The following is a 24,361-nucleotide window of genomic DNA, read 5'->3' on the forward strand; positions in this document are numbered from 1 at the left end:
AGGATGGCAAGAAGACGTAGACCTAAATATTTCAAATCACTTTGGTATTTACTGCCAGCAGTGATTGCTTTTGGTGGTGTGCTGTTTACCGACACAGTAGACAGCGTGCTCTGCGCAAGAATGCCCAAAACGATTGACTGTGCGCCAATGTTGCCGACCTGGCTTCACATCGCTGCGCTGTGTGTGGCTGTTGTGTCCATCGTTTGGACAGCCTGGGCTTGGTACAAAGACCATGTGCAAGGTGATTACTTGGTGGATTTGATGCATGGAACAAACCGGTATCGAGACTGAGCCCAGGCGTTAAAAAGCTCGCGCGGGGCGGGCTGGTGCATCCAGCGTTGAGCTTTCAGCCAGATACGGTTTCAAAGTTTGCAAGGGCTTCGCGCCCCTTTTCGGTAATGGCTAGAACCCGGGCGAATTGCCGCTTTGCATTGACGGACGGCAAGAGCATAGCCACATGACCTGACGCGTGCAAGACTCTCAGCTTGTCAATGCTCTCGATGTCGGTAACGGTCAACGGCAGGGCTCTACGCGATGTTTTTTGAAGCAGCTCTAGTGGCATTGCAAACTCCTTTCTTTGAATCAAGAATCTTGAGATGCTTATTTTGATATGCAAGAGCTCGACACATCAGGTAGCGTTAGTTGCTAAACAGTCGAGCTTTTTAGGGAAGACATAAAAAAAACCTGCGCGGGGTGGGCTGTTGGGGTCTTGCCTTTGGCGCGCAGCTGGGCGCAAACTCTGGGCAAGACAAGGAATTGGAGGTCAATATGCGCCGTATTTCCCCCGTGCTCTTGATAGCCTTGCTTGCCGGATGCGCGACAACGCCAGCAGAACGCGAAGCCCGAACGCAGCGAGAAGTTGACCGTATGGTCCAGTGGTATGGCCCAACTTGTGACAAGCTGGGGTACAAGCGCGACACCGATCCGTGGCGTGACTGCATTGTGAAGCTCGATACGAAAAGCGCTTATCAGCACCTGGCAAATCAGCCGTTCATGCCCCCTTACTTTGGCCCTTTCGGATTCCACCCTTACAGGCATTTTTGATCTCGATGGGCGTAAAAAAGCCCGCTCGGGGCGGGCTTGGTTGGGAAGTTGAAATTTAATTCAACTGTGGGAATAACTTTGATTGCAGGGGCGCACGATGCTCCCTCACTTTGGTGATCACGTATTCGCTTTTCAGGCCTGTATCCACAATGGATTGAATTTTCCGCAGGTCAACCACAAGAACATCGCCTTTGCCAAACCTGGAGAGCCCAGACTCGACGCCTGCAAGAAATACTTGATCAACGATTTCGGCGAAAAATGAATTAGTTCCGTCAGTAAATCGCCATTTATTTTTTTCTTTGAATACCGGTGATTCGATCTGCAGCACGCTTCCTTCACTGGTTATGTCGGAAACAACCTCTGCTTCATTTGCGGCCAGAAAAAAAGCTGCAATATCTTCCTTTTCGATGCTCACCTCTATCTTGCCATCGCGTCCAGCGACGAAAATGTCGATGCCTTCACGCTCCAAAGGTTTGACTACCTTGGCCAATGACTGGCGAACTACCTTGCTGTGATAAAGGCGTGCGGTGATCAGATCGGCTTCAAATGTTTCGTACGAATCCTCTTCCTGGATGACAAATACGGCGCGGTTTGTCTCAAAACGAATCTCGCTAGGATGGCGCCCTTTCAGCCATTTAATCAACCCAATCAAGTTCGATCCCGCAGCTTGGCCCACCATGCCGATGCCGCCGATGATACCTAGCAAATTGGATATTGCAGACACCTCGGGACCGGAGAATATGGCCACCAGTTGTTCGCGCACACTTTGTAAAACCGAGAAATCAATCCCAAACGATCCGCTTTGGAAGCTACCCTTTACATTGACGCGAACTTCTGGGGAGTCCGGATAAACGACTCGGTTTGCCTCTTCCAAGAGCGTCGAAAGAGCAAGCAAGGCAGGGGCAAGTTCGCGTACATCCATCTCATGGGTCGCAAGCGCCGGCCCATCGTATTTGATAGAAAAATGTACAGACGCAGTCATATTTTTATTATCGCTTGTCGAGCTCATGATTTCTTTCTTAATGCTTGCGAATTGCATAACTTTCAGGTAGGACGCGACCGCATCTGGGATGCCCTACTCGATTGCGATCAATGCTGATGTCGTGGCCAGGTTGTTTGCCGATGGATGAATGTTGCAACTTGTAACTTACGCCCTGCTGAGTATGGGCGATGCCGTTGGACCTTTACGCCAAACTCAATCGTTCCGGGGCGCTCCCGGCAAGAAGTTCACACCCGTGCGCTTGACCAGTTCGCCGTAGCTGATTGGTGGCCCAGCCTTCGTGCTGTCCGCATTCTGTTGCCAGTGCGCCCAGGCCCGCCCCGTCTGCGCGTCATAGACCAGTTTGAAGAGGTGGCTGGGCACGCGCACCTTGTTGGCGCCGATGGTGCCGCTGCTGACGTCGAACACTGGACCGGTGATGACAAACACGTCGCCCTTCGCCCGCGATGCGTAATGCCGGGTGTCTTTCTCGATCTTTGCCCACGGGCCGCTGTTTTGTTTCATGGACTGCGGGACCATGTTCGCGAGGCTGAAGCTCTGCGCCATGGCCGCCGGCGTGGGCATGTCACCGGCTGGCGCCATGTGACCACGGGCGTAGCCGGAACCCTTGTAATCGGTCAACTCGGCGCGTTCAGCGCGAGGCAGGCGCGCATCGCCGAAAAACTTGTCGCTCCGCTTTTCGTCGGCATCCAGGATGCTTTGCCGGTTGAGCTTTTCGGCCACAAAAACAGGCGTGCGCGTCTCGCCACTGTGCAGAATAGCGAACGCCTCGTAGCACAGCGCGCGGTGCGTCGGCCGGGGCGCAACGGCGGGCGAGCGTCCTCCTGCAAAAAATTGCCGGCAGGCGGCAAAGTCGCCGGTGCTATCGCTGTTGTCCACCTCCCCCTTTGCAATGCCAGGGGCAGGCCCGGACGAGTTCACAGACGCGACTGCATGCTCGCGCACCACTGTGCCCAGTTCCTTGACCAGCTTTTCCAGGCCTGCGCCAGCGGCCGCCAGTTCGCGCTGCGCAGGAACCGGAGCGCACGAGTGCAGCGACAGGCCCACTAAGAGCGTGAGCAGCGTGCCGGATCGGCGGATCAGTTGGGAAGCGCGAGAACGCGAAGACAGACTGCGTTTTTTCATGGATTGGGCAGGGCACACTTCAAAAGGAATCTGGGCCAGAGAGGGGGGGCCTCAGGAATTTAAAGCAATGTGCGCGGGGCATAGCGTGCAATCGCGCTGTTATGAGTTTTTAAGCCGGAACCGCCGAAAATTCCGCCGCCTGTCCCGGCGATCAACCGGCAAGCTGTTTGATGCGCTCGACCAGGTGTCTGAACGCTTCGTTCACGTATTCCAATGCCTTGGGTTGCGCGTCCCGTACAGAAGCTTTGAAACTGTCCAGATCGGCCAACCATTGCCGGTGTAGCCGGCCCAGTTCATAGACTTGTTGCTGGAAGACTTGTAGGTTGCCGCTTGCACGAAACGCCTGGTAGCCGCGCTCAAGGGTCGCGGCCGTGGCCAGCAGTTGAACCGCCTGTTGCTTGTGCGCATCAGAGAACTCGGCCACACCGTCATAGGGACGCGCTGCCTTGTAGCCCTCGACTTCGGACGCCTCTTCCATGATGAGGGCATAGCGATAGAACCCAGGAAATTCCTTGGACAGCGCCATGAGCTGAGCGTCGGATGTCCCGACCCAGATCTTGTGCAGGTCGGGCGTGTATCCCATCATGCGATGGATGATGGCATCGGGGTCGTTGACGCCTTGGGCACCGAGCTGCTGCATGTGCTGGTCGATCCTTGCGGCCAGCCGGCGAAATTCATTCATGGGCAATTCAAGCCTCCCACGGATTGATGAGGGGGACGCCGGCCGCTTCGAAAGGCGCTGTGTCGCGCGAAGCCACGATGAAGCCGCGCGAGGCCGCAATCGCGGCGATGTACCCATCAGGCGTTGGGAACCCTCGCCCGCCCGCCCTGGCCCTTACGGCCAGCTCGGCATAGCGCTTGGCCGCCTCGGTGTCAAAGGGCAGCACCCGATCCCGAAACAGTCCCAGCAGACCGTCAAGCGCCTTGGCCAGCATGTCTTTGCGCTTGCCAGCGGGCAGCGCCGCGATGCCAAACAGCAACTCGGCCAGCGTCACACTGGACAGGTAGAGCGTTGGGGCGGCTTGCGCGTTCAGCCAGGCGCGCACGGCCGGGTGCGGCTCTGGCTTCATCGCCTCGGAAACAACGTTGGTATCGAGGACGATCATTCAAACCCCAGCGGCATGGCCGGCGCCCTGTCTCGGACTCGCTCAAAAACCTCGAAATCCTCGTTGGTCAGGCCAATATCGCGGCTCAACGCCGCGAGCGCTTCGCCCAGGCGAACGCGCGCCTCGGGCTTGACCGCGATGGCCAGAATTTCCCGAACCTCGGCCTCAGTGCTGCGCCCATGAAGCGCGGCCTGCATCCGCAACGCGCGATGCACCTCATCAGGCAGATTTCTTACTGTCAGCATGGCCATGGCGTCACCTCGTCAAAATACATTCAATGCAGTCATTGTAATTAATTGCATGCAATACCTGCAAGCATTTGCGTGTCGTCAAGCATCTGTTTTCTGGCGTGGCCTACCATGGGTTGAAAACGGTACTCTTGGCTGGGGAAAACATGCATGACAAACCGTGTCGGATAGATTCAGTGGCCGCAAACATGGGTTGTGATGTTTTTCGGCAGAATTTTCAGGAGTTCCGATTTATAACCCCTGAAAGGTCACTCCAGGCGCCTGCGGTCTGCCGCACGTTCCACGTTCACGAGGTCACTCTTAGGGTCAATGTGGGCATTCAAGAAAAATCCGCGCTCGACCAACAACGCCAAGGCTGCCTTGAGCTCGTAACGGAACTTGCGCAACTCCTTCATTTTGGAAGCTGACAGTCGGTGAAGTGTTTCAACCTTGACTGGGAATGGGTCGCGGTGTGTGCTGTAGTAGGCGTGCAGCCACTTGGAAAGCGGCGGCAGGCTAAGCCGGGTCTGCCAGTGCAACAGTGAGTAGGCGTCCGGCGCAAACAGCTTGACGATGTTTTCTTCCAGCGAGACTGTCCATTCGCGCAGCGGATCGTCCGAGCCGGTTTCGCGCCAACTGAACTGCCCCATGAGCGAGCCGGAATAGCTGATGCGGCCGCCCTCTGGTCGCTCAATGGTCAGACGTAGTGCAGTTGCCTTCATGCGGTTCATGCAGATCGCCAAACGCTCGTAGCTCTCCGAGTTGCGCGTCCACCCCAGTGCCAGGATCATCGAGTTGGCGGTAAAACGAATGTTTTCGCCGAGCTTTTGTTCCTTGGCTAAATGCAGCACTTGTAGAAACACGTCCTGGTCATCCTGGCGCAGTTCGGCGCCGGTGTAGACCAGGCTGATGCCGCGTGTCGATGCGATCTCTGCAAGATTGAAGTGGCGTCGCTCTGCGCTGCGCAGGTTTGACACGTTGAACAGCGCCGAGCGTGCCAGTGCGTTCGGGATGCCGCGCCAGTCTTGGTGCCATGCCGGCAGATTTTCAGGAAGTTCTTCAGACATAAATGCCTGTATGTTCATACATAGTGCAACGCTGACGCGGCATGTAGTGCAACGCTGACGCCTCGTTTTTTGGTGTAGTGCAACGTTGACGCTTGTGTAGTGCAACGTTGACGCCGATGTAGTGCAACGCTGACGCTTGTGTAGCGCAAGCCTGACAGGGCCACCTTGCAAGTGCTTGATTCCGTGCACAAATAAGCAATTGTCCACAGGCGCTAATCATTCTTAATCCCTTCTAATCTTTTTTAATCCGCCAAGTACTGTCAGCGTTGCACTACACCTTGTGGATAACTAAACACCAAACAGCCGTCTACCAATAGGAATACGGATCAGGGAGACCGGCCCAGCAGCATATCAACTGCCTCTACCAAAAGCTCCTGCGAGGTCTTGCCACGGTCAAGGCCAAGTTGCTTGAGCTGGCGATACCGCTCCCCATCCAACTTCAGGGTCATGGCCTTGAGATAACCCATGACAGGTGCTGGTGCTGGCAGGGACAGCGGTGCGCTCTGGGCAGCGGAAACCGCTTGACCCTTCACGGCGATCAGGCCGGCGCTGAGCGCGGTGGGTTTATTTTGCGTACTCATTGAGAGTGCTTCCTTTACTAATTCCTACGTACGTACGTGCCTACTTGCCTACTTTTTTACTTAGCTGGGTGCGGACGTACGCCCATAGATCGGCGACTTCCTCGGATGCCTTGCTCTTGGCGTCGATCTCGCCGGCGGTTCGCCCGTCCGTCATGGCGCTGGCCAGGGCATCGCGCTGGTACACCGTCACGGGCGCCACGGTGCCGTGCTGGCTAAGCGCGACGGCGGCCTGCCCAGTGATGCGGGCGCGGTTAGCTGCGCCATTGATGATGAACACCATGCGCTTGCCTTCGGCCTCGGCCATCTCAATCGTCGCGCCTACAGCTTCCAGATCCAGCGAACTCGGCCGGGTCGGGATCAGCACCAGGTCGGCATGCGCGATCACAGCCCGGATCGTTTCGGTCGCCTGCGGTGGCGTGTCGATGATCGTTAGTTTGACGCCGGATTCCTTGAGGGCGGCAAGGTGCTGCTTCAGGTTGGCCAGCGTGGCAGTCGAAAACACCGGCGTCAGAGCCAAGCGCTTGTTCCACCATTTAGCCAGGCTTTCTTGTGTGTCCATGTCGATGAGCGCAACCGGCCCGAAGTCATCGGCCTCGGCTGCCACGCCCAAGTGTGCGGACATGGTGGTCTTGCCGACGCCGCCCTTTCGACTGGCAATGACAACTGTTTTCATGATTTTTCCTGTAGACGAGGGGCCCAGTGTAGTACGCGCTTGCCCACGGAAGGACGCACGTAACTCAGTGGGTGCGTACGTACGTATTAAGGCTTGTAGGCGTAGCCGAATTACGGGCGCGCTTACCCTAACGTTGGTGCATATTGCAACGGTGCGCGTTAAGCGTGAACGGGGTCACTTACAGATGACCCATCTGTTACACAGGGGGCAAAACGAACTGTATGGCGGGGATAATGATCCATTCGCTCTGGCTGCGCTACATAGAAAAGATTAAAGAACATATGCCAACACTGCATTGGGTAGGAAAAGAGAAAGTCGTAAACCATCATCATCACGTGCCGTTCCGCGTGCTCAATAAGGTCTCCACCTTTCGTGCACCCAAAGGCCTTCCTACTAACAGCATTGACAACCGGATTATTCACGGTGACAACCTAGATGTAGCGGCTCGCGTTTCAAACCGACCGTGCTCGCATTCGAGGCCAATTTAGGCTCGAATTAACTGCAAATGAAAGTGGGCGCGTGCTCACGCTATCTGCAAACGTGCTTGCAATCGAAGGCGCCAGCTCGCATTCGGCGGAAGCGTGCTCACGCTAACTGCAAATGAAATGCTTGCGCTGACAGGCAGCTTTCGACCCAAAGCGGACCAATTGCTCGGTGCTGAGCGGACGTTCGATCCGAGGATAACGATCGGAACTCAGATCTAGCCTGGGGCCTTCTTTCTAGCGACTATGATGCGTTTTGCGCGTCTCGCGCGAACGGAGGAGTTCATGGCAGATCCCGTTACCGTGGGGGCATTCGTGGTGTCAGTGTTGACGATGGCCGGCGAGGCCACGCTCAAGGGCGTTGTCGGCGAAGCTGTCAAGGATGCGTATAAGGCTCTCAAGACTCAAGTCGGGAAATGGGCATCTGGCGACTTCGACAAGCTCGCTGAAGCACCGACTGCTGGGCGCCAGCTGGTCGTGGCTGAGGCGATCGATGGTCAACCGGAATCTGATCGTGCGAGCATCGAACAATTGGCGCGGATACTTCTTGATGCACTGAAGCAGTCACAATCGACGGCGGTGGGTATCGACGTGGATCAACTCCGTAGCCGCCTGGTCGATCTCAGTGGCCTCGAGGTCGCCAACGGCATCGGCCTGCGCGCGCGCGTGGTGGAAACCGAAGAGTTCGTCGCACGTGGCCTGAAGGTCGGCAGTAATTCCGGAAAAAAATCCTAGAGACAGCTGAAAACCCACCCGCTGCTGTCTCAATCGGGCTTTTGGCGTCGGTCGTAAAGGCTGGCACCATTAACCTTTATCAGGGAGGTCAACCAGAGACAGATCTGGGTGAGCGGAGCACGGCAGCTGCACGATGGATACTCGTGATCTGCACCGCAATCTTCGTTGATAACATGCGGCTGCTGTATGTCGTATCCGGCTTGGGTCAGGCGGCCAACCAAGGCAACGAAGAGCGCTATCTGGAGTTCGTCAGGATGTGCGAACAGCACTTGGCTGACCTGGACACTCAAGTTCAAAGATTCCATGCGCTGCTCGACATAAACTTCTTGCGCAACGACCTCCGCGAAGTCGAACTGGGGCTGAGACATTTGCTCGCGCAACTGCGTCACGGGCTGGACATGAAGGTCAGGGTGCTGCGGTTCATTCCTATCGCGGCACAGATCGCACGGCGAATTTTGGCTGCTTGTGAAAGGCACGATGTCGAAGGTCTTGCTTCGGCACGAATCCTAGTCGATCGGATTGGCCGGACGCTCGCAACGGATGACAAGGGGGCGCTGGTTGCCGGGAACTGGGAGGCATTCCGACTCAGGCTGGACATGCAGACCGAATTCCTAAAACAATGTCAGCAGCACAGCGAGATGCGGATCTTCACCATCGCCGACGACTATGCGATGGGCTATGCCCTTGCATACTTTTTGATCGATGCATGGCTACTGGACGCGGGGGCTCGCAATTGATCGTCTCGGCAGCCTTGGTCAAGCCGCCTGCTCCGCGCGCAACTGCCCGGCTGCTGAGCTGCTCAGCTGTTAGCCTTTCGACTATCCTTGCCATCGTCGTATCCCTGCAGCCGGGCCCATGATCGACGTTCTAGACGGTCGCTTCAACGCGAGAGCCGTGCTTTTCCCCCCAAAATCCGCGACTGTGCATATTGTTCTCTCACAGGCATTTCTTGGTGCGCAGGCGGTTGCCTAAGCTGAATACCGACTGGCCGCTTTGCGCAGTTTGAGCTAATGACCGCATTTGGCCGAAAGCGGAAGTTGCCTGAGACAATTGTACCGTACAGGTATACCCTAGGTTGACAGTCCAACTTGACGAAAATTGTGTTTTTCTGGGGTCGTTTTTGTCTTTGTTGGACAGAATGCGGTCAACGTCTTAGACCCTATCCCGACACTTTCTGGAATTTATCTGCAGCCGCGCCGAGCTGGCCGTGCGAACCTTCCGCTTGCTTGGCGGCTTCGCATGTATCGCTCATTGAGTCAGCAAACGATGTGATCTGGCGCTAAAGGAGCAGGACATCGTCTGGCGTCATGTCGTGGTCATGTGGCATCAGCCTCATCTTTAGCTGATTCGTGAAGTTGGCCAAGATCTCTGCAGTGTCACGCATTGCCTCTTTTGTGCGGTCGTCATCCCATGAATCCATACGGTCGCTCCCTTGTCATTTTTTTGTTGCGGCCCGGATTTCCCCAGGTGCCCTAGGCCTAGCTAAAACCAATTAAACAAGCTCTTCAATACGGGAACCTGACTTGTCCCTGTGTTTGGGGTATTTCCGAGATTGGCTCTTGCGCAGCAGCGCCAAGATCGGCCCGGGCAAGTTCAGACCGCTACGACCGCTGCAACCGGCTTAACGATTTTTTCCTTTTTCTGAAGCGCCCCCAAATAGACGGCTCTGCACAGAAAAGCAGAAATTCAATCAGTCTCACGCGAGTTGCACACGGCTTGCTACGATTTCTCTGAAGCGCCCAACCTGATCATTTAAAGTAATAGTAGTAATAATTTAATTATTACTACTTTCGCTAAAACTTTAATCGGAGTCCAAGGATCGCTCATCCATAAGATGATCCTGTCTGCGTGATTTAGGAACGAGGCACCTTGAGGTTTTTCTCAAAAAAGCAGTTCATCCTCTGCAGTTGCTCTGCATCCGGACGCGCATGCGAAACCGGCGGCGCTTCATACGCGGTCACTACCTCGCACGAGAGCGCCAAAGCCTTGGCAAGCTCGCTTCTTGTCATATGAAGCTTGTGCCTGTACAGCCTCACCAGGATATGGAAATCATCGGAAGCGGCATCAAGCATTTGAAATTCAAGCATAAGACCAGCTCTCGTTCTTAAGAAAATTGAGCCATGAAGGACATGGCCAGCAAAAACTCAGGCACAGGCCATCTCAGCCAAATGGATCTTTTCTTCTTCCGCCAGAGGGGGGAAGCGCTCCAGGAATTCAGGCACTTTTTCCAGGTTGAGCTTCACTGAATTGACGGCACGAAAGAAAGCCTTGTGTTTCATCTTGCTGCGCTCAAACAAGCCCGTCCGAACCAGCGAATCAATCAACTCATTGGTTGCCTGCATGGTGTTGACGTAAGGCGATTTCAGGCCCAGAAAGTCACGCCGGATCAAGGGATCCAGGGTCATTTGCTGGTCTTGCGGAAACTTTTCGTAGACCTGTGCGCGCTGGTTGACAGGTATCTCCAGGATGTTTTCGCGAGCGAGAAACTCGACCAGTCTGAGCACATCCAGCCGCGCCTTCGGCCCCCCATGGGGCAGGCTTACAAAGCGTTGTCCATCATCTTCGAAAGTCACCGCCGAGCCCACCTGATGCTGCAAGCGCACATAAGCCTCGTAAGGCAGGACGGCAAAAAGCGGCTGCGCATCCGCGCCATAGATGATTTGTGCTGTAAATCTCATGATTTTTTCCTAACAATAGTTTCAATGACCTTATTGTATTCAATTCTTTAATTGAACGCAATATGTGGAATGAAATTCATGGAAATTTCAATCTGCACTCTACAAACACTTTATTTGGCTTACCGCTGTGCTGTGGCGCCACCATCCTCGGGGTCGTGTGAGTCGCTACCCGTTGATCAATCGTGAGCGGTACCTCACGATTCCAATGCCGAGATTGGACCTCTACCTTGCTTGTGAGTTGATTGACTTGAAGCCGCTCAGGCTTGAGGCTGTCCTGCCGTCATGCCAACACAGGAACATTACGCGTGGGGAGTGCCTGGAACTCACTGAACCTGTCGCGCGACAAGCGGTCATGCACACCGAGAAGACACGCGTTATCAACACGTTGACACATACTAGTAATAGTAATAAAATTATTACTATTATTAAAATAAGAAGCCGCACCATGGACCAAGAGATCGAAAATCGCATTTTTGCCGCCGCCAACGCGCTTTACGAGGAGGGTGGTCGAGAGTCTTTTCCCACGGTCGATGTGGTGCGCAAAGCGGTCCGGGCCAGCATGAACGATGTGTGTACCGCCATGAAAACATGGCGAAACCTGCAAAAGATCCAGCCTGCACCAGCCGCGCTGATTCAGGTACCGCAGGCGATCGAAGAGGCCAGCCGCGTCCTGCTGGGGTCGCTGTGGCAAAGCGCGCAGGAGTTGAGCAACAATGCCCTGCGGTCGGCGCAGGCCGGGTGGGAGGTGGCGCGGCTCGAAGCAGATGCCTTGTCCAAGGAAGTGGCTGATGACTACGAAGTCAAGATCCTGGAGGTGGAAGCGGCGCAACGGGAAATCACCCGGCTTCAGGCCAGTGCTACGACATCGGCGAGCGACCTGGCGCAACTGCAGCGCGAACTGGAGGCCATGCGAGGCGAACTGGCTGCTGCCAAGGCTGAGCGGGTCAGTGCCTTGGCCGTGGCCGACGATCTGGGGGCCAAGCTGACCCAGGCAGGCACCGATGCCGGTGCACTGAAAAATCAGCTGACGGACGCCCAGGCCCTGATCCAGAGGCAGGTGTTGGAGCTCACCCAGGTACACGAACGCCTGAATGCGCAGGAAAAGCAAAGCAAGCAGGCCGGCACGGAGCATGCTGCTGAACTCGATCGGCTCAATACCTTGTTGAACGACGAGCGCAAGCGCCACGCGGACGCGGTGGCACAACAACGCGATGAACTGCAGGAACAAGCCAAGAACGCCGCCACGGCACGGGACGCGCTGAACAAGGAAATTGCGACCGCCAAGGCCGATGCCGTCGCTGCCAAGCAGACGCAAAGCCAGCACGAAGCCAGTGCCCAGAAGCGTGTAAACGAGGCTGAGACGAAAGTCAGCGAAGCCGACCGGGTAACCCGCGCAGCGCGGGAAGATGCCGCCCAACTGCGTGGCCAGGTCGAGGTCATGCAAAAGCAAACGACTGAGCTGCTGGCCATCATCGGGCGCTGGCAAGTGCCCATGGCAGGGGACAAAGCGGCCCCAGCGCAGGCTGCCGGGCAGATACCGGCCTCGGCTTCAATCCCGATCGATTTCGATCCTTCGAGCGCCATGCCCGAAGCCCAGGCCTAGCAGGTCAAGCCTGGCACGGGAACGCCTTTTCCGTGTCAGGCCGCGCCATTTGGGTATGGCGTCGTGCCCGGAAGGAGGGTGAACGCATCCCAGTTTCCAAGCACCGCCACTGCAAAACCGCGAACAATCCCAGGCAAGGAAAGCGCAGAAGCGCCAAATTTGACACGCCGCAGAGGCACCGGTATCATGGCCAATTAGGAGAAAATACGGAACTAAAGCAAGGGCTAATTTCGCTGCGCTTAATTCCCCCGACTTTCGCTTCGCTTCGTCGCCGGTTCGCTTCGCGCCCGGTTGAATACCCCAACAGCCAACAGCCCAAGTCCAAATGCCTGAACAGCCGAACTCCCCGCCCCGCGAGCCCGCCCCCGCCCCCCTGGGGCGCAAACGGCGCGGCCCCAAGCCCAAGCCGCACGGCGAAAAGCGGGGCGCCAGCGTCACCGGCCGGCTGACCCCGGCCGAGCTGGCCCAGCTGGATGCCGGCCGCGGCGCGCTGCCGCGCGGCGAGTGGCTGCGCACCTTGGCACTGGCGCGCCGGCTGCCGCGCGCGATTCCCGAAATCAATCTCGAGGCCTACGGCGCGCTGGCCCGTGCCGCCAGCAACCTCAATCAGCTGTCCCGGCGCGCCAACGCCGCCGACCGGCTGGAGATCGCCGAGCTGGCTGCGACGCTGGCCACGTTCCGCGCGGCGCTCCTGGGCGTGGGCAGCGAGCTTGAAGAACAGGCCAAAGCCGACGCCCAAGCCCAAGGAAACGAAGGCAAAGACGGTGACGACGGCGATCAACAAACCGGGCTGTTGCCATGAAAGGCATGCAGAAAATCAGCCGGGGCAGCGGTTTCAAAGGCGTGCTCAGCTACGCCTTCGAGGGCGAAAAGAAGCAGAAGGGCCACGGCCGTCTGCTCGGCGGGAATATGGCCAGCACCGGCATCAGCAGCCTGGCGGCGGAGTTCCGGGCCATCGCCGCGCGCCGGCCCGACATCGCCAAGCCGGTCTGGCACAACAGCCTGCGCATGCCCGCAGGCGAGGACATCAGCGACGAGCGCTGGATGGCGATCGGGAAAAGCTACCTCAAGCGGATGGGTTTTGATCTGAAAAACACCCAGTTCGCTTTCTTCAAGCACGACGAGGAGCACATGCACCTGATCGTCAACCGCGTGCTGATCGATGGCACGGTGTTTCTCGGCAAGCAGGAGAACCTCATCTCCACGCGGGTCATCGGCGAGCTGGAAAAAGCATTCAAGCTGACCGTCACCCGGGGCCCAAGCTACACGCCTGAGGGAAAGATCGTGATGCCTGCGAAAAGCGGGCTCAAGAAGGCCGAGATCGAGATGGCGCTGCGTACACAGACCAAGCCCGCGCGGCAGGTGCTGCAGGAACTGGTGGCCGACGCGCTGAAGGGCCGGCCGACGACGCTGCAGTTCCTGGAAAGGCTGGACGCGGCCGGGGTGAGGGCCGTGCCCAACATTGCGTCCACCGGGCGCATGAGCGGTTTTGCATTCGAGTGGGAAGGCGTGCTGTTGACCGGCAGCCAGCTTGGCGCGGCGTACAAATGGGCCGCGATTCAAAAGGAAATTGTTTATGACGAAGCTACAGACCGTGCAGAGCTTGCCCGACGCCAAAGCGAAGCACGCGACCGGCGAGCAAATGAGCCAGCTGCAGGCCGATCTGCAGACGCAGCGCCAGAGCCTGTCGGCGCTGCAGCCGCAACTGGAGGGCTTGACACAGCAGATCGCAGCGCTGCCGCTGCAGACCTCGGAGTTGGCCGCGGCGATCGTGCCGCTGGCGCAGGCGCTGCACGTGATGATTCCGCTGCTCGAGTCGCTGCAGGCGATGGACGAGAGGCTCCAGGCGATCGAGTCGGTGCTGCCCAAGGACAAGAACGGACAGCTGGTGATGCTGGCCAGCGAGGCGAGCACATTGACGGCCATCAAGGCGACAAACGAGGCGAAGGACAGCCTGACGCGGCTGACGACCGCGTTCCCGCAGGACAGCGCGGGGCAACTGCTCAAACTGGCGAGCCAGGGGAGTCTGGACGCGCTCAAGCCGTCCGGATTCTTCAAGAAATTGGTCAAGTAGCGGTTGCGCATGACGAAGACCTCAAGGTCAAGGCGTGGCGCCAGCAGGCGGCGGCGCTGGGCGCACCTGTCTACCGGCTGATCCTGAAGGATGGTTTGCGTCCCCTGGGGAAAGAGCGCGCGCCCCCCCGTATCGGCCTGCACAAGGCGGGCAAGCCTGCGCCTGGGTACAGCGCCGACCAGGTTGAAGCCTTGATCCCCAAACTTCGGGAATTCAGCGGGAAAGGGTTTGACGTGTACCTCACGCCCGTCGATCCAGCGCACCATTATTTGGTGGTGCAGGGCCTGACGCCTGCCAACCTGGACGGTCTGCGCGCGGACGGTTACGTGCCCGCGCTGGTGCAGCAGTCCGGCAAGCACGACCTGCGGGCAGTGCTGAAAGCGCCCCGGGAAAGTGACCGGGAGGATGAACCAAGCCTGGCCGATGCGGTCAGCCTGGAGCTGAATCAGCGCTGGGGAGGCCAGGCGCCAGAGGACGCCGGTCAAGGCCTGCCGATGGCAGGCTTTACCCGCCATGGGCCCGTGAAAAAGAGCGCGCTGACCGTCGTTCTGGAGGCCCTGGGCGCGCTTTGCATGAAGACGCTGGCGCGCCTGAAATCGTTGCGGCTGACGTCCGATGAGGACGCTAAAAAAGTGGCGCTTGCCCAGCAAAGCGCATTGAATACAGGGCAGTCGGCGGCGAAATTCATGAGCGACATAGATGCGAAGGTGTACCGCCGCCATGCAGCTCAATTCATTGGCTTAACCCCGGACCAGGTCGATCTGGAGGTGACCAAAAAAATGCTTATGGAAGGGCAATCGCCCGGCCAGGTGAAGGCAGCGCTGCGCACCTCGCCAAGTCTGGCGGAGCGCCATCCCGATGCCGATCGGTATGTGAAGGAAATCGTGAACAAGGCGCGCAAGGCGCTGGATGCCTCGGCGCCGTGAGCTGGGCAAAAGAGAAGGAAAAAAGAGAAAGGAAGCGTGCCCGGTCATTCGGTTCCCGGGGTGAAGGTGAAATGGGGTTAGATTTTCTGCCGGGTGCGCATGCGGGGCCATGATGGCCAAAGGTCTTTTACCCTGCATCCGGACGTCCCGCTACCAAAAGCTTTCTGGGGGTTCTTTTTCCAGGGGGGAAAAGTCATGGCTCAGCCGTTCTATTGAGAAGTTTCTAGTTGCACTTGTTTAGTGTATTTACCAATTAATTAGGAAATAAATCTTGTTAGGCTGTCATCATTCCAATCATTGCCATTTATCGTAATAAATAAAGCTTAGCCGAATAATGATTTTTGATTCGTTCTAATTAAGAAGGAGTGAAAAATGAATCCCAGTATTATTAAATCAATGAAGGCCAATCAGGCGATCATTGACAAGATTGGGGGAATAACGGCTGCAAGAACCACTTTTATTCGCCAAAATACGGCGCTTTTCGGGCCCAAACAGGCGGTTTCCGCTACGAAAACTATCGCTGGAAGATTTGTTGAACCTGGTCAGGCCAAGCCCAAATCGACCATGGTCTCGGTCGGGGAATCTCCAGATGGGTTTGGTAAGCAGATCCTTTGGGCGCCAGAGGACAAAAGCATCGCTGCAGTTATTTTTTTGAATGCAGGTGATTATTTGGGCGTGATGGTCAGCGGCGTTAAGAGCACAGACACGATCGAATTTTTCTCCTGTACAGGAATAGCTTCTTTTGCTGAAGAGACCAAAAACAAAGGAGCTGGCGCATTGATTGGTCTTATCGCAGCCGGCGCCACTGTGACGTCAGCCGCTTTTGGCCTGCCACAACTTGCGCCAGTCATCGGGGCAGCTGAGAAATTCGCCAACACGCAATTTGAGGAAAAGAAGGTCAAGACCAAGCGCCGGGATCCGTTTGGAGTAGACCCAAGCTCAGGACACAAGGCGCGGCAAGAAGGCGGTGTGCTGGTGAGCTTGCCCGAAGCGCGGCAAGCCTTTTACAGCGGCAACAGCGATCATAAGGAACGCTGGATCAAAGAGCCTGGCACGAGGGATGATGCCCATCGCCCGGACCACGTGAAAAAGGCATTCTTTTTACAAGCGGGCTCTCCCAATAAGCGTATCGCGAGCGCCGATGGCGACATCCTAATTTACCCATGGGATCACATTTTCGATGATAACTTTGGGTACTACCGTTTGCACGTTCTACTCAAGCGAGGCTCGGGTCAGAATCCAGTGATTGAGTAATTTTATTATTGGGTGTTAAATGCAGAGGGCGCTGATCGATGCGGCGCGTAGATTGACACCGGGTGATTTGCGCGCTCGTGAAGAGCGTTTGTAAGCTGGCTTCTAAAAGTCACAAAGTATGAATGCAATACTCAGCAGTGTTGGTGTTAGTTTGCTTTTCGGCTTGTTGATGTATGCCTTAGTACGACTTGCATTGCCGAACATTCCTGTGGAAAAGTTTATCAACGTCATCAGCCTGGCTGCAGTGGTCGGCGCCGGCCTCGCTGCGGTGGTGGCGTGACGACCAGCGGCGAGGGCTTCCAAACGAGGTCGCGTGATGCGGATAACAAATGATGCCGCATTAGGGCACTTTTTGATTCCTGCGCTTTTGATGGCGTTCGTGCTCGTCATCTGGCTACGGTTCGAGTCGCGGGAAAGCCTGTTCTATGAGACCGAAAGCTTTTCGCCGTGAGGTGTCTGGAGGTATTTCAGCATCCTGCTAGAGCTTGAATTTCCTCTTGATTGGGTTCAAAGTAAGAAATTAAATGCTGTTTTATCTGAATCAATAAACAGAAAAGAGTGGGAAGATGGACTGGAAAGTTGCAGTCACCATTGCAATTGTAATTGCACTACTTTTTTTGACACCAATCGTCATAGGTTATTCGATTACTCGCATTGCGCGTCAATACTTCCCCTCCGGGTTAGTTGCAGAGTCTCCCAGGTTAACTTACGTATTGGTTATCACAATTTGGATTATTGTGATTTTTTCATTAATAATTTTGAACCTGGGCATAAAAGAGGAGTCTAAGCCTACATCACAAAACATTCCCAACTGGTTATTTCCTTGGCCACCGCCTGCACCATCAGCTGTGATAACAATCCCGATACCACGGGTGCTTGCGAGACATTCAGTCCTGACGGATCGGTGGCAGGATATAGATGAAGCTCTGAGGCACGCGCTACGGGAGGCTGGACACTTTGAGGCAAGCTACTACGGAGTACCTAGGGGATTCGCCTTGGTTACCCGGCTGGAGAGCATCCAAGCCGATGGAATGCCTAAGCCAGGCTCCTTGCGTTGGGATACCGAAAGCAGAAATGGCAAATTTTTTTCGATCTCTTCATATATTGAGGCTCTTTTTAGGGCGCCTGTTGGACGATACCGTGTCATCGTATTCGTGGTGACGTCTGAGCAGTTCGCTGCAGTAGACGCTCAGCTCGGAAGAGACGATGCGACCCGTTGGCTTCGGGAAGGAACAAACACTCTCCCACTGGACCTCTTGCTTCAACCGATTGAGCCGGGTACGCTCTGCACCGCGCTAATCTACGAGTTCTGGAAAGATGGCAACTTGAATCAGTCGCTTCTTCTACATCCGGGATCAATCTCTGCAGACCGTCATATCGTTGGAACTGGACTTCAAAGGCTACTTCAATGACCGTGTCAATGTCCCGCTGCAAACGCCGTCTAGCTACCGTTTGGTTTCTTGGTGCCGGAACAATTTTCTTTGTGGTCTATCTTCAGACAATATTTGGTCGATATGGAGACAAGACAACTGAAGTTTGGAGCTGGCTTTTGCCTACTGTTATTCCCACTCTGTCACTCGCTATCGGTGTGTTAGTCATGGACGGACTAGGAAAGGGAGCGAAGGTTGCAAGGGCCGATGAGTTCCTTTACCGATTGACGCTTGGCATCTCGTGCGCATACCTTATCTCAGTCTTTTTTCTATTCTTGCTACAGCCATTTACGACTGTACCCCCGCTACAACTCATGCAGCAGTCAAATCTTTGGCTTGGACCCTTCCAGGGTCTTGTGGCGGCTGGAATGGGCGCTTTCTTCTCAACTGCACCAGATGAACCCTCTTTGCCACTTGTAAAAGAGGTCTAACGTGGACTCCGAGGCCACATAGACGCCGCTGTCGGCCAGGCGCGGCACGATCTGGCTCTGGCGGCAAGTCCTTGATGAACGCTTCGCTGTTGAGCGTGGCCATCACGGCCTGGCGCTCTTCTTCGCGCAGCTTGTTCGGCGGGCACACATAGCTTTCCCGAAGGGCGCTGGTCACCCTCGGCCGCCTCCGGGCGCTGCACGCTGCGCCACGACAGGCCGATCTGACGGCATGCCGGGTTCAAGCGCGCCCCGTCGGCGCAGGCCTGGGCTATCAGGCCGAGCAGGTTCTGGCGCTGCTAAACGGACGTCATTTGTCCGCGCCCTCCAGCAGTCCCGCCATCACGTCACACAAAGCAGTAGCTTACAAGAAGCCAAAGATTGCATCAGCACCGCAGTAGGCTTAATATGCTTCAGAGCCTGGGGTCTGAGGTGCAGTGGAACGGAAAACCTGTTTAACTGGTCAATTGAAGTAGCCAAATACGTTGTAGCCAACTTTCATCGACTTTTTAGCTTTTGTCCATCAGAATTTCGGGCGGCCAGGATGGGTGTACTCAATTTGGCTGCCCTTCAAAACGGCACCGATCGACAAAATCTAATGTGCGACATTACGAATTTCGATTGAAACTTGAAGTTTTATAGCCTTTTAAGCTGAATCATTGGTTCTTTATATTTTCGTGGCTTAAAACAATTTTCCGTTCCGTTGGACCTCAAACCCCAGCCTGTAAGAAAACTATGCGAGGGCAGCATGGAAACCATTCTATCAATCAGTGTGAAGTCAACTAGTGCTGCCGAGGCCAATCGACTTACATCAGATCTTGAGAGCTTTTTAAGATCACATATCGTAGGAGTGACGCTTAAGCGAGCCAAGGTCGACTCCACATCAATGGACGCCGGCACTGTTTTGATAGCAATGTTGGCAGCTCCTGCAGTCGTGGAACTTGCTCGTGGCCCGGCGATGGAGTTGGCAAAAGGAATTTCGGACTGGCTCCGCAAACGGAAAGCTACTATTTCTATTGGTGCAGATGGATCTGTCGCTGCTGAAAACGTGCAGCCTGAAGACGTGGAGCGAATCATCACCAATATATTTAAGTCAAAATTAGAGAGCGGCCTGCAGAATGAGTAGGCTTCAGGATCATGGTATCTTTTACAGCCGCTATTTTGTTGGGTGCGTCTACCTTCCCCCGACACACATATTCTGACAACATAGCTTTCGCTAACTCTCGGCGAGACTTTCGAGCATATTTGCAGAATGCAGTTAACGGACTCGACCTTTCAGACAATGTCATTCTTGATTTATTTGATTCGTCGCAAACAGCCGGAAATCAACTAGTAGAAATTGGACGTTTTTTAGACCGATTGAGTGGCGCAGCCTCACAGGACGTTACTCGAAACTTAATTGTTTATTACGTTGGGCATGGCTTTTTTACGGGCCCGTACAATAACGAATATCAACTAGCAATTCAAAGTTTGGAGCACGGCTATGAAGGGGCTAGCGGCCTAAGAGTGTCGTTCTTAGCTGAAGAGTTGAAATCTAAAGCAAGACGTTATTGTCGCTTTATCGTGCTCGACTGTTGCTTTGCCGCAGAAGCTTTAGCTACCTTTCAGTCCGAAGGAACGGACGCAATAATGCGCGGCGCGACAAAAGCTTTTGCGGAGGAAGGGCAAAGTGCCAAAAGTGAGATTCCGACGCGAGGCACTGCCCTTTATTGTGCTGCAGATAAAGATAGTGTTGCTAGAAGTCCTATAGGGCACGACCGAACGATGTTCACTGACGGTCTTCTTCGTGCGCTAGCTGCTGGTGATCCATTGCTGCCAGACGTGCTAACACTGGATCACCTTAGCCACTTGGTGTGGGATCAAATACGAAAACTCCACAATGAGCCTGTTCGTCCGTCCATTCACTGTCCCGATCAATCAGACGGCAATATTGCTCAACGGGTGCAGCTCTTTCCAAACTCGGCGAAGCGGTTATCCCCACCACTACCACTACCACTACCACTACCACTACCACCACGTAACAATAGAAACGTTGTTGCGGTTGCGCTGATGACGTGTGCGCTGCCCCTTTTATATTACTTGGCTGCAGCTCCGACTCCGACTCCGACTCCAGTTCCGGTTCCGGAGATTCCTTCTTTTACGCCAAGTGCTGCTCCTGAAGGAGTGCGGTTGATCATTGAACGAGGCACCTTTTACGACTTCTCTCAGAAGGAATTTTGGAAGGCAGGTGCTGGTGGTGATTTCGGTTATTGGAACGTTAACGGGGAGTTCGAGTTCTTGGTTTCCGATAAATTCATTAGTGGCCTAGAGGATCGCGGGCAATCCGACCGGGACCTTACGACGGTGAAGCCGAAGGGTCCCTACAGTGACAGCGTGAAGGCATTGCTTGGACATCTATATGTGTATAACAACAGAGGACAGAAGTCTATTAGGTTTGTTGTCTTTCGGGTATTGACTATGGATTCGGAGAGGGTAGAAATTGTCTACTATGCTTTCTGATTTAGGACGGAGCACACAACGACGAAAGGAGGGCATCTGTATTTTTATCGATACTTTGTTGAATCGGAATTTGATCGGTGAGAAAATATGACAGGAGGTGAAACGCCATGGCTACTCGTCTTGCTTTTCCTGCGCTGCCCGAGCGGCTCAAAGACTATGCAGTGCGGTTTGATCCGGTGTTGCACACTCCCGCTCAGCGGCGCGGTTTCCGACCGTACGTGAGTGGACTGCTGCTGCCGTGAGAACGCAACAAGACGCTCAACTCGTGCAAGCGCTCAAAGTATTCGAGGCAAACCCCCAGCGCATTCACAGCATTGCCGGCTAGGACTGGATCATCAATTCAGTTTCTAATGAAAAATAGAGTTATTTGTGGCCGAACTTCAGTGTTTTAGTGCCGAATCAATAGCTTTTCTCTAACTGCTGATGAATCGCGCACTTGAATACATCGCGTTCAGTGCCAATTTCCCTAGGGGATAGATTAAATGAAGCACCGGGCACAGAAATCCCTGGGGCAGGGATGAATGCGTCCGAAAGCAGGGAAACCGGGTTGAACAGGGGAAAAAACTCCACTGCCACTTGAAAGATGGCTCCGAAAAGCCTGCATTGAAAGTCAATCGGCTTGGAGGCGATGCGCTGCATCCCTACAGCCGTGGGATGAACCGTTGGTGGACGCTCAAGACTGATGCATTTGATCGTGTTCACCCCAAGCTCGGGAATGAACTAACAGAAAGTAATAGAAAAGAGGAGTGACTGTTCAGCCTACGCGAGCGCCAGGGCCTGTCCCGAGAAGACGGCGCGCATGGCGTGAAGCATGCCAAAGCCTTGCTTGCGCGCGGTGTCCAGATAGGAGCGGATGGTGCAGAAATTCTGCGCGCCCGGCAAGGTACGAAAGCAGCCTGAAATTCTCTGCTTGACCTTTGGCATGCGAATGGCGCGCTCGGCCAGGTTGTTGGTAAAGGGCACACCCAAATCGCGCATGAAGCGCAGTACCTCCTGCTCTCGCTCCAACAGCCGGCGCAGCAGGTTGAAGGCACCTGACTGCTTGGCCCGGCCACGTTGTCCTAGCGCCTTGGCCGCTGGCAGGTTTTGCGCCTGGCCTTCCTGCACCAAGGCGCGGTATTGGCTGGCAAAGACCTCGACCTGCACAGCCTGTAGTGCCGTATCGGTCTGACGCGCCGCCTTGCAGGCTTGGTCAGCGGCCAGCAACAACTCGATAAGGCCCTGGGGCCACGCTTGCGCAGTGGTCTCTTTTTGATAAATCAGCTCGCGCAGTAAGTGTGCGCCGCACAGCGAGTGCGCGCACTCCAGGCTCCAGTAGGGCGCCCAGCAGTCGTGCACCAGCGTGCCCGCGTAGTTGGGCAGCACCCCATGGTCGGCTATTGCTTGCATGCCCCGCTTGGGATGCACGCCGTACCAAGTGTGGGTGGCCGTGGCGGCCGTATGCAGCCACTGCAGGCAAGACGCTACGCGCAGGCCCGATTCATCGACATGCACCACCGCTGCGGCCTGCACGCTTTGCACGATGGCCTGCACCGTGGGCACCAGCGCCTGCGCGGCCTCGTGCACCCACTGCACCAGCGTGGCCGGCGAGATGTCCAGTCCATACAGGTCCTTGATGAGTTCGCCCGCCCGCGCGAAAGGCAGCAACTGGCCCTGCGTCAGGTGCACCGCCAGCGCCCGCACGTTCGGGCCGTATTGCGCGACTTCACACACTTCGGGCGCAAACTCGTTCTCGTGGAGCTTGCCGCACGGGCAGCGCAGTTGCAGCGTCTGGAACTCCACCACCTCAAAACGCACGGCCGGGATGTCAAACACCTGGCCGCGCCGGTGAACTTGCGCATCACTATTGGACAGCGTCGCCTGGCAGGCATCGCAGCGCTCGGGCAGCGCATGCCGGATGACGATGTCTGGCCTGTCTGTTTGCTCCAACGTCTTGCCCGCGTGCCCGGCCTGACCGCCCGGCTTCCTGCCCGAGGCCACGCGCAGCGAGGTCGTCTTTTTCAAGCCGTCCGAAGATGGCGGCTTGCTCGAGTTCTTGCTGTTCTTCGATGCCTGGCCTTCGAGCTCCTTGATGCGCAAACGCAGTCTTTCGACTTCGCTCGTGAGCGCCTGCACTTGCCCTTGCAGCGCTTGGGCTTTCTCGTTCATGGCCTGGAGCGTCAGGTCGGCAGTAGCGTCTGGTTCTTGCACGGCTTCAAGTTTGACATAAACCCCTTGGGCTGCAATTCAGGAGGGCTGAACAGTCACAAAGAGGAATGGTATGAGCGCGCTCAAGGCCTGCCCCTGGCCGGTTTTACCCGCTATGGGCCCGCGAAAAAGAGCACGCTGACCGTCCTTCTGGAGGCGCTGGGGGCGCTGGGGGTGCTTTGCATGAAGACGCTGGTGCGCTTGAGATCATTGCGGCTGGCGTCGGATCAGGACGCTGAAAAAGTGGCGCTGACGCGACAAAGCGCGCTGAAGACAGGGCAGTCGGCGGCGAAATTCATGCACGACATAGATGCGAAGGTGTACCGCCGCCATGCAGCTCAATTCATTGGCTTAATCCCGGACCAGGTCGATCTGGAGGTGGCCAAAAAAATGCTTATGGAACCTGAATTCTGGATAAGCGGAGCCTCCCTGCGGCGTGCAAACCAGAGGTGACTGGCTGCAAAATTGGCGCATCCGATGCCTATGGAGGTGCCCCATGATGGACAAGACCACGGAGCTGTTCTGTCTGATCGACGACTTCTGCCAGCAATTCGAGCCGCTGCTTGCGCAGCGTCTGCTCGACGAGCGCAGCGACAAGCAGCGGCGTAACCGGGAATGCGCCATGTCGCTGTCCGAGATGACCACGATTGTGGTGCTGTTTCACACAATGCGCGGTCGGCAGTTCAAAGCGTTCTACGGTGGCACCGTCTGCCGCTTTATGACTGTAACCGGTAACTGAACGGCGTCCTTCCTTGCAAAGGTGTCGCCGGGAACAATGCCTTCATCGATTTACGATGAGGAGCAACAGCGATGCAAGCCACGGTCAACGAGGGCGTAAAGCGCCGTCACCGTTTAAACGAGCAAGCCTGGCTCGAAGCGTTCAAACGCTTTGAAGGCGCCGGATTGACGGTAGAGGCGTTCTGCCGCCGTGAGGGTCTGTGCCGCAGCAGCTTTGCGCGCTGGCGTTCGCGCTTGCTTGGTGGGGCTGGCGTGCCTCGCCAGCTCAAGCACGACGCCCAAAGCCAGGCACCGGTGGCTTTCGTCGATTTGGGTACGCTGGGCTCGGGTGCGCCCGCGCCTTGCCCGGTACTGGAGTTGCGCCTGGACCTCGGCGCGGGTCTGACCCTCACCCTGGTTCGGCGCTGATGTTCTTCCCCGAAGGCCAGATTCGCGTCTTCCTTTATGGTCAACCGGTGAGCATGAGGCTGTCCTTCGATGGCCTGTACGCACTGGCGCGGCACG

Annotated in this window: 27 protein-coding genes and 3 pseudogenes; 17 read left to right on the top strand and 13 right to left on the bottom strand. The window is 55.9% G+C overall.

From position 1 onward, the window contains the following. Positions 1-3 precede the first annotated feature (3 nt). Positions 4-291, top strand: a complete 288-nt coding sequence (locus EC86_RS29355; RefSeq protein WP_156955532.1) for a hypothetical protein — start codon at positions 4-6, stop codon at positions 289-291. 55 nt (positions 292-346) lie between these two features. On the opposite strand, the gene EC86_RS0125555 is transcribed toward EC86_RS29355, so the two are convergent. The 9 genes from EC86_RS0125555 to EC86_RS0125600 form a co-directional block, all read right to left on the bottom strand. After that, on the bottom strand, positions 347-562 hold the full coding sequence (locus EC86_RS0125555) for a hypothetical protein (protein WP_029528558.1): 216 nt from the start codon (positions 560-562) through the stop codon (positions 347-349). Positions 563-1,099: 537 nt separating this feature from the next. Further along, a complete protein-coding gene (locus tag EC86_RS0125565) occupies positions 1,100-2,053 on the bottom strand; it encodes an LAPAL motif-containing putative phage structural protein (RefSeq protein WP_156955533.1) in 954 nt (317 codons plus the stop codon). Between the two features lie 186 nt (positions 2,054-2,239). Further along, a complete protein-coding gene (locus EC86_RS0125570) occupies positions 2,240-3,169 on the bottom strand; it encodes a DNA/RNA non-specific endonuclease (protein ID WP_084181807.1) in 930 nt (309 codons plus the stop codon). A gap of 151 nt (positions 3,170-3,320) precedes the next feature. Further along, positions 3,321-3,851, bottom strand: a complete 531-nt coding sequence (locus tag EC86_RS0125575) for a hypothetical protein (RefSeq protein ID WP_029528562.1) — start codon at positions 3,849-3,851, stop codon at positions 3,321-3,323. Positions 3,852-3,858: 7 nt separating this feature from the next. Then, positions 3,859-4,275 (bottom strand): type II toxin-antitoxin system VapC family toxin, encoded by a 417-nt coding sequence (locus EC86_RS0125580; RefSeq protein WP_029528563.1) that lies wholly within the window; start codon positions 4,273-4,275, stop codon positions 3,859-3,861. Then, a complete protein-coding gene (locus EC86_RS0125585) occupies positions 4,272-4,526 on the bottom strand; it encodes a FitA-like ribbon-helix-helix domain-containing protein (protein ID WP_029528564.1) in 255 nt (84 codons plus the stop codon). Before EC86_RS0125585 ends, EC86_RS0125580 begins: the two co-directional genes overlap by 4 nt. 245 nt (positions 4,527-4,771) lie before the next feature. Next, on the bottom strand, positions 4,772-5,569 hold the full coding sequence (gene trfA / locus EC86_RS0125590) for a plasmid replication initiator TrfA (RefSeq protein WP_051676434.1): 798 nt from the start codon (positions 5,567-5,569) through the stop codon (positions 4,772-4,774). 326 nt (positions 5,570-5,895) lie between these two features. Next, entirely contained in the window at positions 5,896-6,150 is a 255-nt protein-coding gene (locus EC86_RS0125595) for a ribbon-helix-helix domain-containing protein (RefSeq protein ID WP_029528566.1), read from the bottom strand. Positions 6,151-6,190: 40 nt separating this feature from the next. Next, on the bottom strand, positions 6,191-6,823 hold the full coding sequence (locus EC86_RS0125600; protein WP_051676436.1) for a ParA family protein: 633 nt from the start codon (positions 6,821-6,823) through the stop codon (positions 6,191-6,193). A 767-nt stretch (positions 6,824-7,590) separates the two neighbouring features. Here EC86_RS0125600 and EC86_RS0125605 point away from each other — a divergent pair. Together EC86_RS0125605 and EC86_RS0125610 are read left to right on the top strand one after the other, a co-directional pair. Next, on the top strand, positions 7,591-8,040 hold the full coding sequence (locus EC86_RS0125605; RefSeq protein ID WP_156955534.1) for a hypothetical protein: 450 nt from the start codon (positions 7,591-7,593) through the stop codon (positions 8,038-8,040). Between the two features lie 143 nt (positions 8,041-8,183). Continuing rightward, positions 8,184-8,777: a hypothetical protein gene (locus EC86_RS0125610; RefSeq protein ID WP_156955535.1), complete on the top strand. Its 594-nt coding sequence runs from the start codon at positions 8,184-8,186 to the stop codon at positions 8,775-8,777. 1,116 nt (positions 8,778-9,893) lie between these two features. On the opposite strand, the gene EC86_RS0125620 is transcribed toward EC86_RS0125610, so the two are convergent. Both EC86_RS0125620 and EC86_RS0125625 read right to left on the bottom strand, forming a co-directional pair. After that, positions 9,894-10,127, bottom strand: a complete 234-nt coding sequence (locus EC86_RS0125620) for a helix-turn-helix domain-containing protein (protein ID WP_029528570.1) — start codon at positions 10,125-10,127, stop codon at positions 9,894-9,896. Between the two features lie 57 nt (positions 10,128-10,184). Further along, complete coding sequence (locus EC86_RS0125625; protein WP_051676438.1) at positions 10,185-10,718, bottom strand: hypothetical protein; 534 nt, start codon at positions 10,716-10,718, stop codon at positions 10,185-10,187. Positions 10,719-11,163: 445 nt separating this feature from the next. Here EC86_RS0125625 and EC86_RS27370 point away from each other — a divergent pair, with 445 nt between their 5' ends. From EC86_RS27370 to EC86_RS30460, 11 genes and pseudogenes are all read left to right on the top strand, one after another. Beyond that, positions 11,164-12,321, top strand: a complete 1,158-nt coding sequence (locus tag EC86_RS27370) for a DNA-binding protein (RefSeq protein WP_051676440.1) — start codon at positions 11,164-11,166, stop codon at positions 12,319-12,321. 325 nt (positions 12,322-12,646) lie between these two features. Next, the gene (locus tag EC86_RS27375) at positions 12,647-13,123 is read left to right on the top strand and encodes a hypothetical protein (RefSeq protein WP_051676442.1); all 477 of its coding nucleotides are present in this window, start codon (positions 12,647-12,649) and stop codon (positions 13,121-13,123) included. 107 nt (positions 13,124-13,230) lie between these two features. Next, positions 13,231-13,503, top strand: a pseudogene (locus tag EC86_RS30670) (relaxase/mobilization nuclease domain-containing protein); the annotation flags it as partial. Between the two features lie 394 nt (positions 13,504-13,897). Further along, entirely contained in the window at positions 13,898-14,395 is a 498-nt protein-coding gene (locus tag EC86_RS29740; RefSeq protein WP_198026929.1) for a hypothetical protein, read from the top strand. A gap of 170 nt (positions 14,396-14,565) precedes the next feature. Beyond that, a pseudogene (locus EC86_RS29745) lies at positions 14,566-15,321 on the top strand (DNA-primase RepB domain-containing protein); the annotation flags it as partial. A gap of 372 nt (positions 15,322-15,693) precedes the next feature. Continuing rightward, on the top strand, positions 15,694-16,575 hold the full coding sequence (locus tag EC86_RS0125645; protein WP_029528575.1) for a hypothetical protein: 882 nt from the start codon (positions 15,694-15,696) through the stop codon (positions 16,573-16,575). A 118-nt stretch (positions 16,576-16,693) separates the two neighbouring features. After that, positions 16,694-16,855, top strand: coding sequence for a hypothetical protein (locus EC86_RS29360; RefSeq protein ID WP_156955537.1), 162 nt, complete (start codon positions 16,694-16,696; stop codon positions 16,853-16,855). Positions 16,856-17,141: 286 nt separating this feature from the next. After that, entirely contained in the window at positions 17,142-17,987 is an 846-nt protein-coding gene (locus EC86_RS29365; protein ID WP_156955538.1) for a hypothetical protein, read from the top strand. A 1,194-nt stretch (positions 17,988-19,181) separates the two neighbouring features. After that, on the top strand, positions 19,182-19,559 hold the full coding sequence (locus EC86_RS0125660) for a hypothetical protein (RefSeq protein WP_156955540.1): 378 nt from the start codon (positions 19,182-19,184) through the stop codon (positions 19,557-19,559). Between the two features lie 119 nt (positions 19,560-19,678). Further along, entirely contained in the window at positions 19,679-20,932 is a 1,254-nt protein-coding gene (locus EC86_RS29375) for a caspase family protein (protein ID WP_156955541.1), read from the top strand. A 107-nt stretch (positions 20,933-21,039) separates the two neighbouring features. Beyond that, on the top strand, positions 21,040-21,174 hold the full coding sequence (locus tag EC86_RS30460; RefSeq protein ID WP_269635763.1) for a hypothetical protein: 135 nt from the start codon (positions 21,040-21,042) through the stop codon (positions 21,172-21,174). A gap of 157 nt (positions 21,175-21,331) precedes the next feature. Here EC86_RS30460 and EC86_RS0125670 read toward each other — a convergent pair whose 3' ends face one another. Both EC86_RS0125670 and tnpC read right to left on the bottom strand, forming a co-directional pair. Further along, the gene (locus EC86_RS0125670; protein ID WP_156955542.1) at positions 21,332-21,634 is read right to left on the bottom strand and encodes a hypothetical protein; all 303 of its coding nucleotides are present in this window, start codon (positions 21,632-21,634) and stop codon (positions 21,332-21,334) included. A 57-nt stretch (positions 21,635-21,691) separates the two neighbouring features. Then, the gene (gene tnpC, locus EC86_RS0125675; protein ID WP_232229797.1) at positions 21,692-23,122 is read right to left on the bottom strand and encodes an IS66 family transposase; all 1,431 of its coding nucleotides are present in this window, start codon (positions 23,120-23,122) and stop codon (positions 21,692-21,694) included. Between tnpC and EC86_RS0125680 the strand changes: the two genes are divergently transcribed. The 3 genes and pseudogenes from EC86_RS0125680 to tnpA all read left to right on the top strand — a co-directional run bounded on the left by EC86_RS0125680 (position 23,117) and on the right by tnpA (position 24,265). After that, positions 23,117-23,572 (top strand): hypothetical protein, encoded by a 456-nt coding sequence (locus EC86_RS0125680; RefSeq protein ID WP_156955543.1) that lies wholly within the window; start codon positions 23,117-23,119, stop codon positions 23,570-23,572. The genes tnpC and EC86_RS0125680 overlap by 6 nt on opposite strands. A 46-nt stretch (positions 23,573-23,618) precedes the next feature. Further along, positions 23,619-23,843, top strand: a pseudogene (locus tag EC86_RS0125685) (IS982 family transposase); the annotation flags it as partial. A gap of 86 nt (positions 23,844-23,929) precedes the next feature. Beyond that, positions 23,930-24,265 (top strand): IS66 family insertion sequence element accessory protein TnpA, encoded by a 336-nt coding sequence (gene tnpA, locus EC86_RS0125690; RefSeq protein ID WP_029528581.1) that lies wholly within the window; start codon positions 23,930-23,932, stop codon positions 24,263-24,265. Positions 24,266-24,361: the final 96 nt, after the last annotated feature.

It is taken from the genome of Polaromonas glacialis, from assembly GCF_000709345.1.
Classification (GTDB): Bacteria; Pseudomonadota; Gammaproteobacteria; order Burkholderiales; family Burkholderiaceae_C; genus Polaromonas; species Polaromonas glacialis.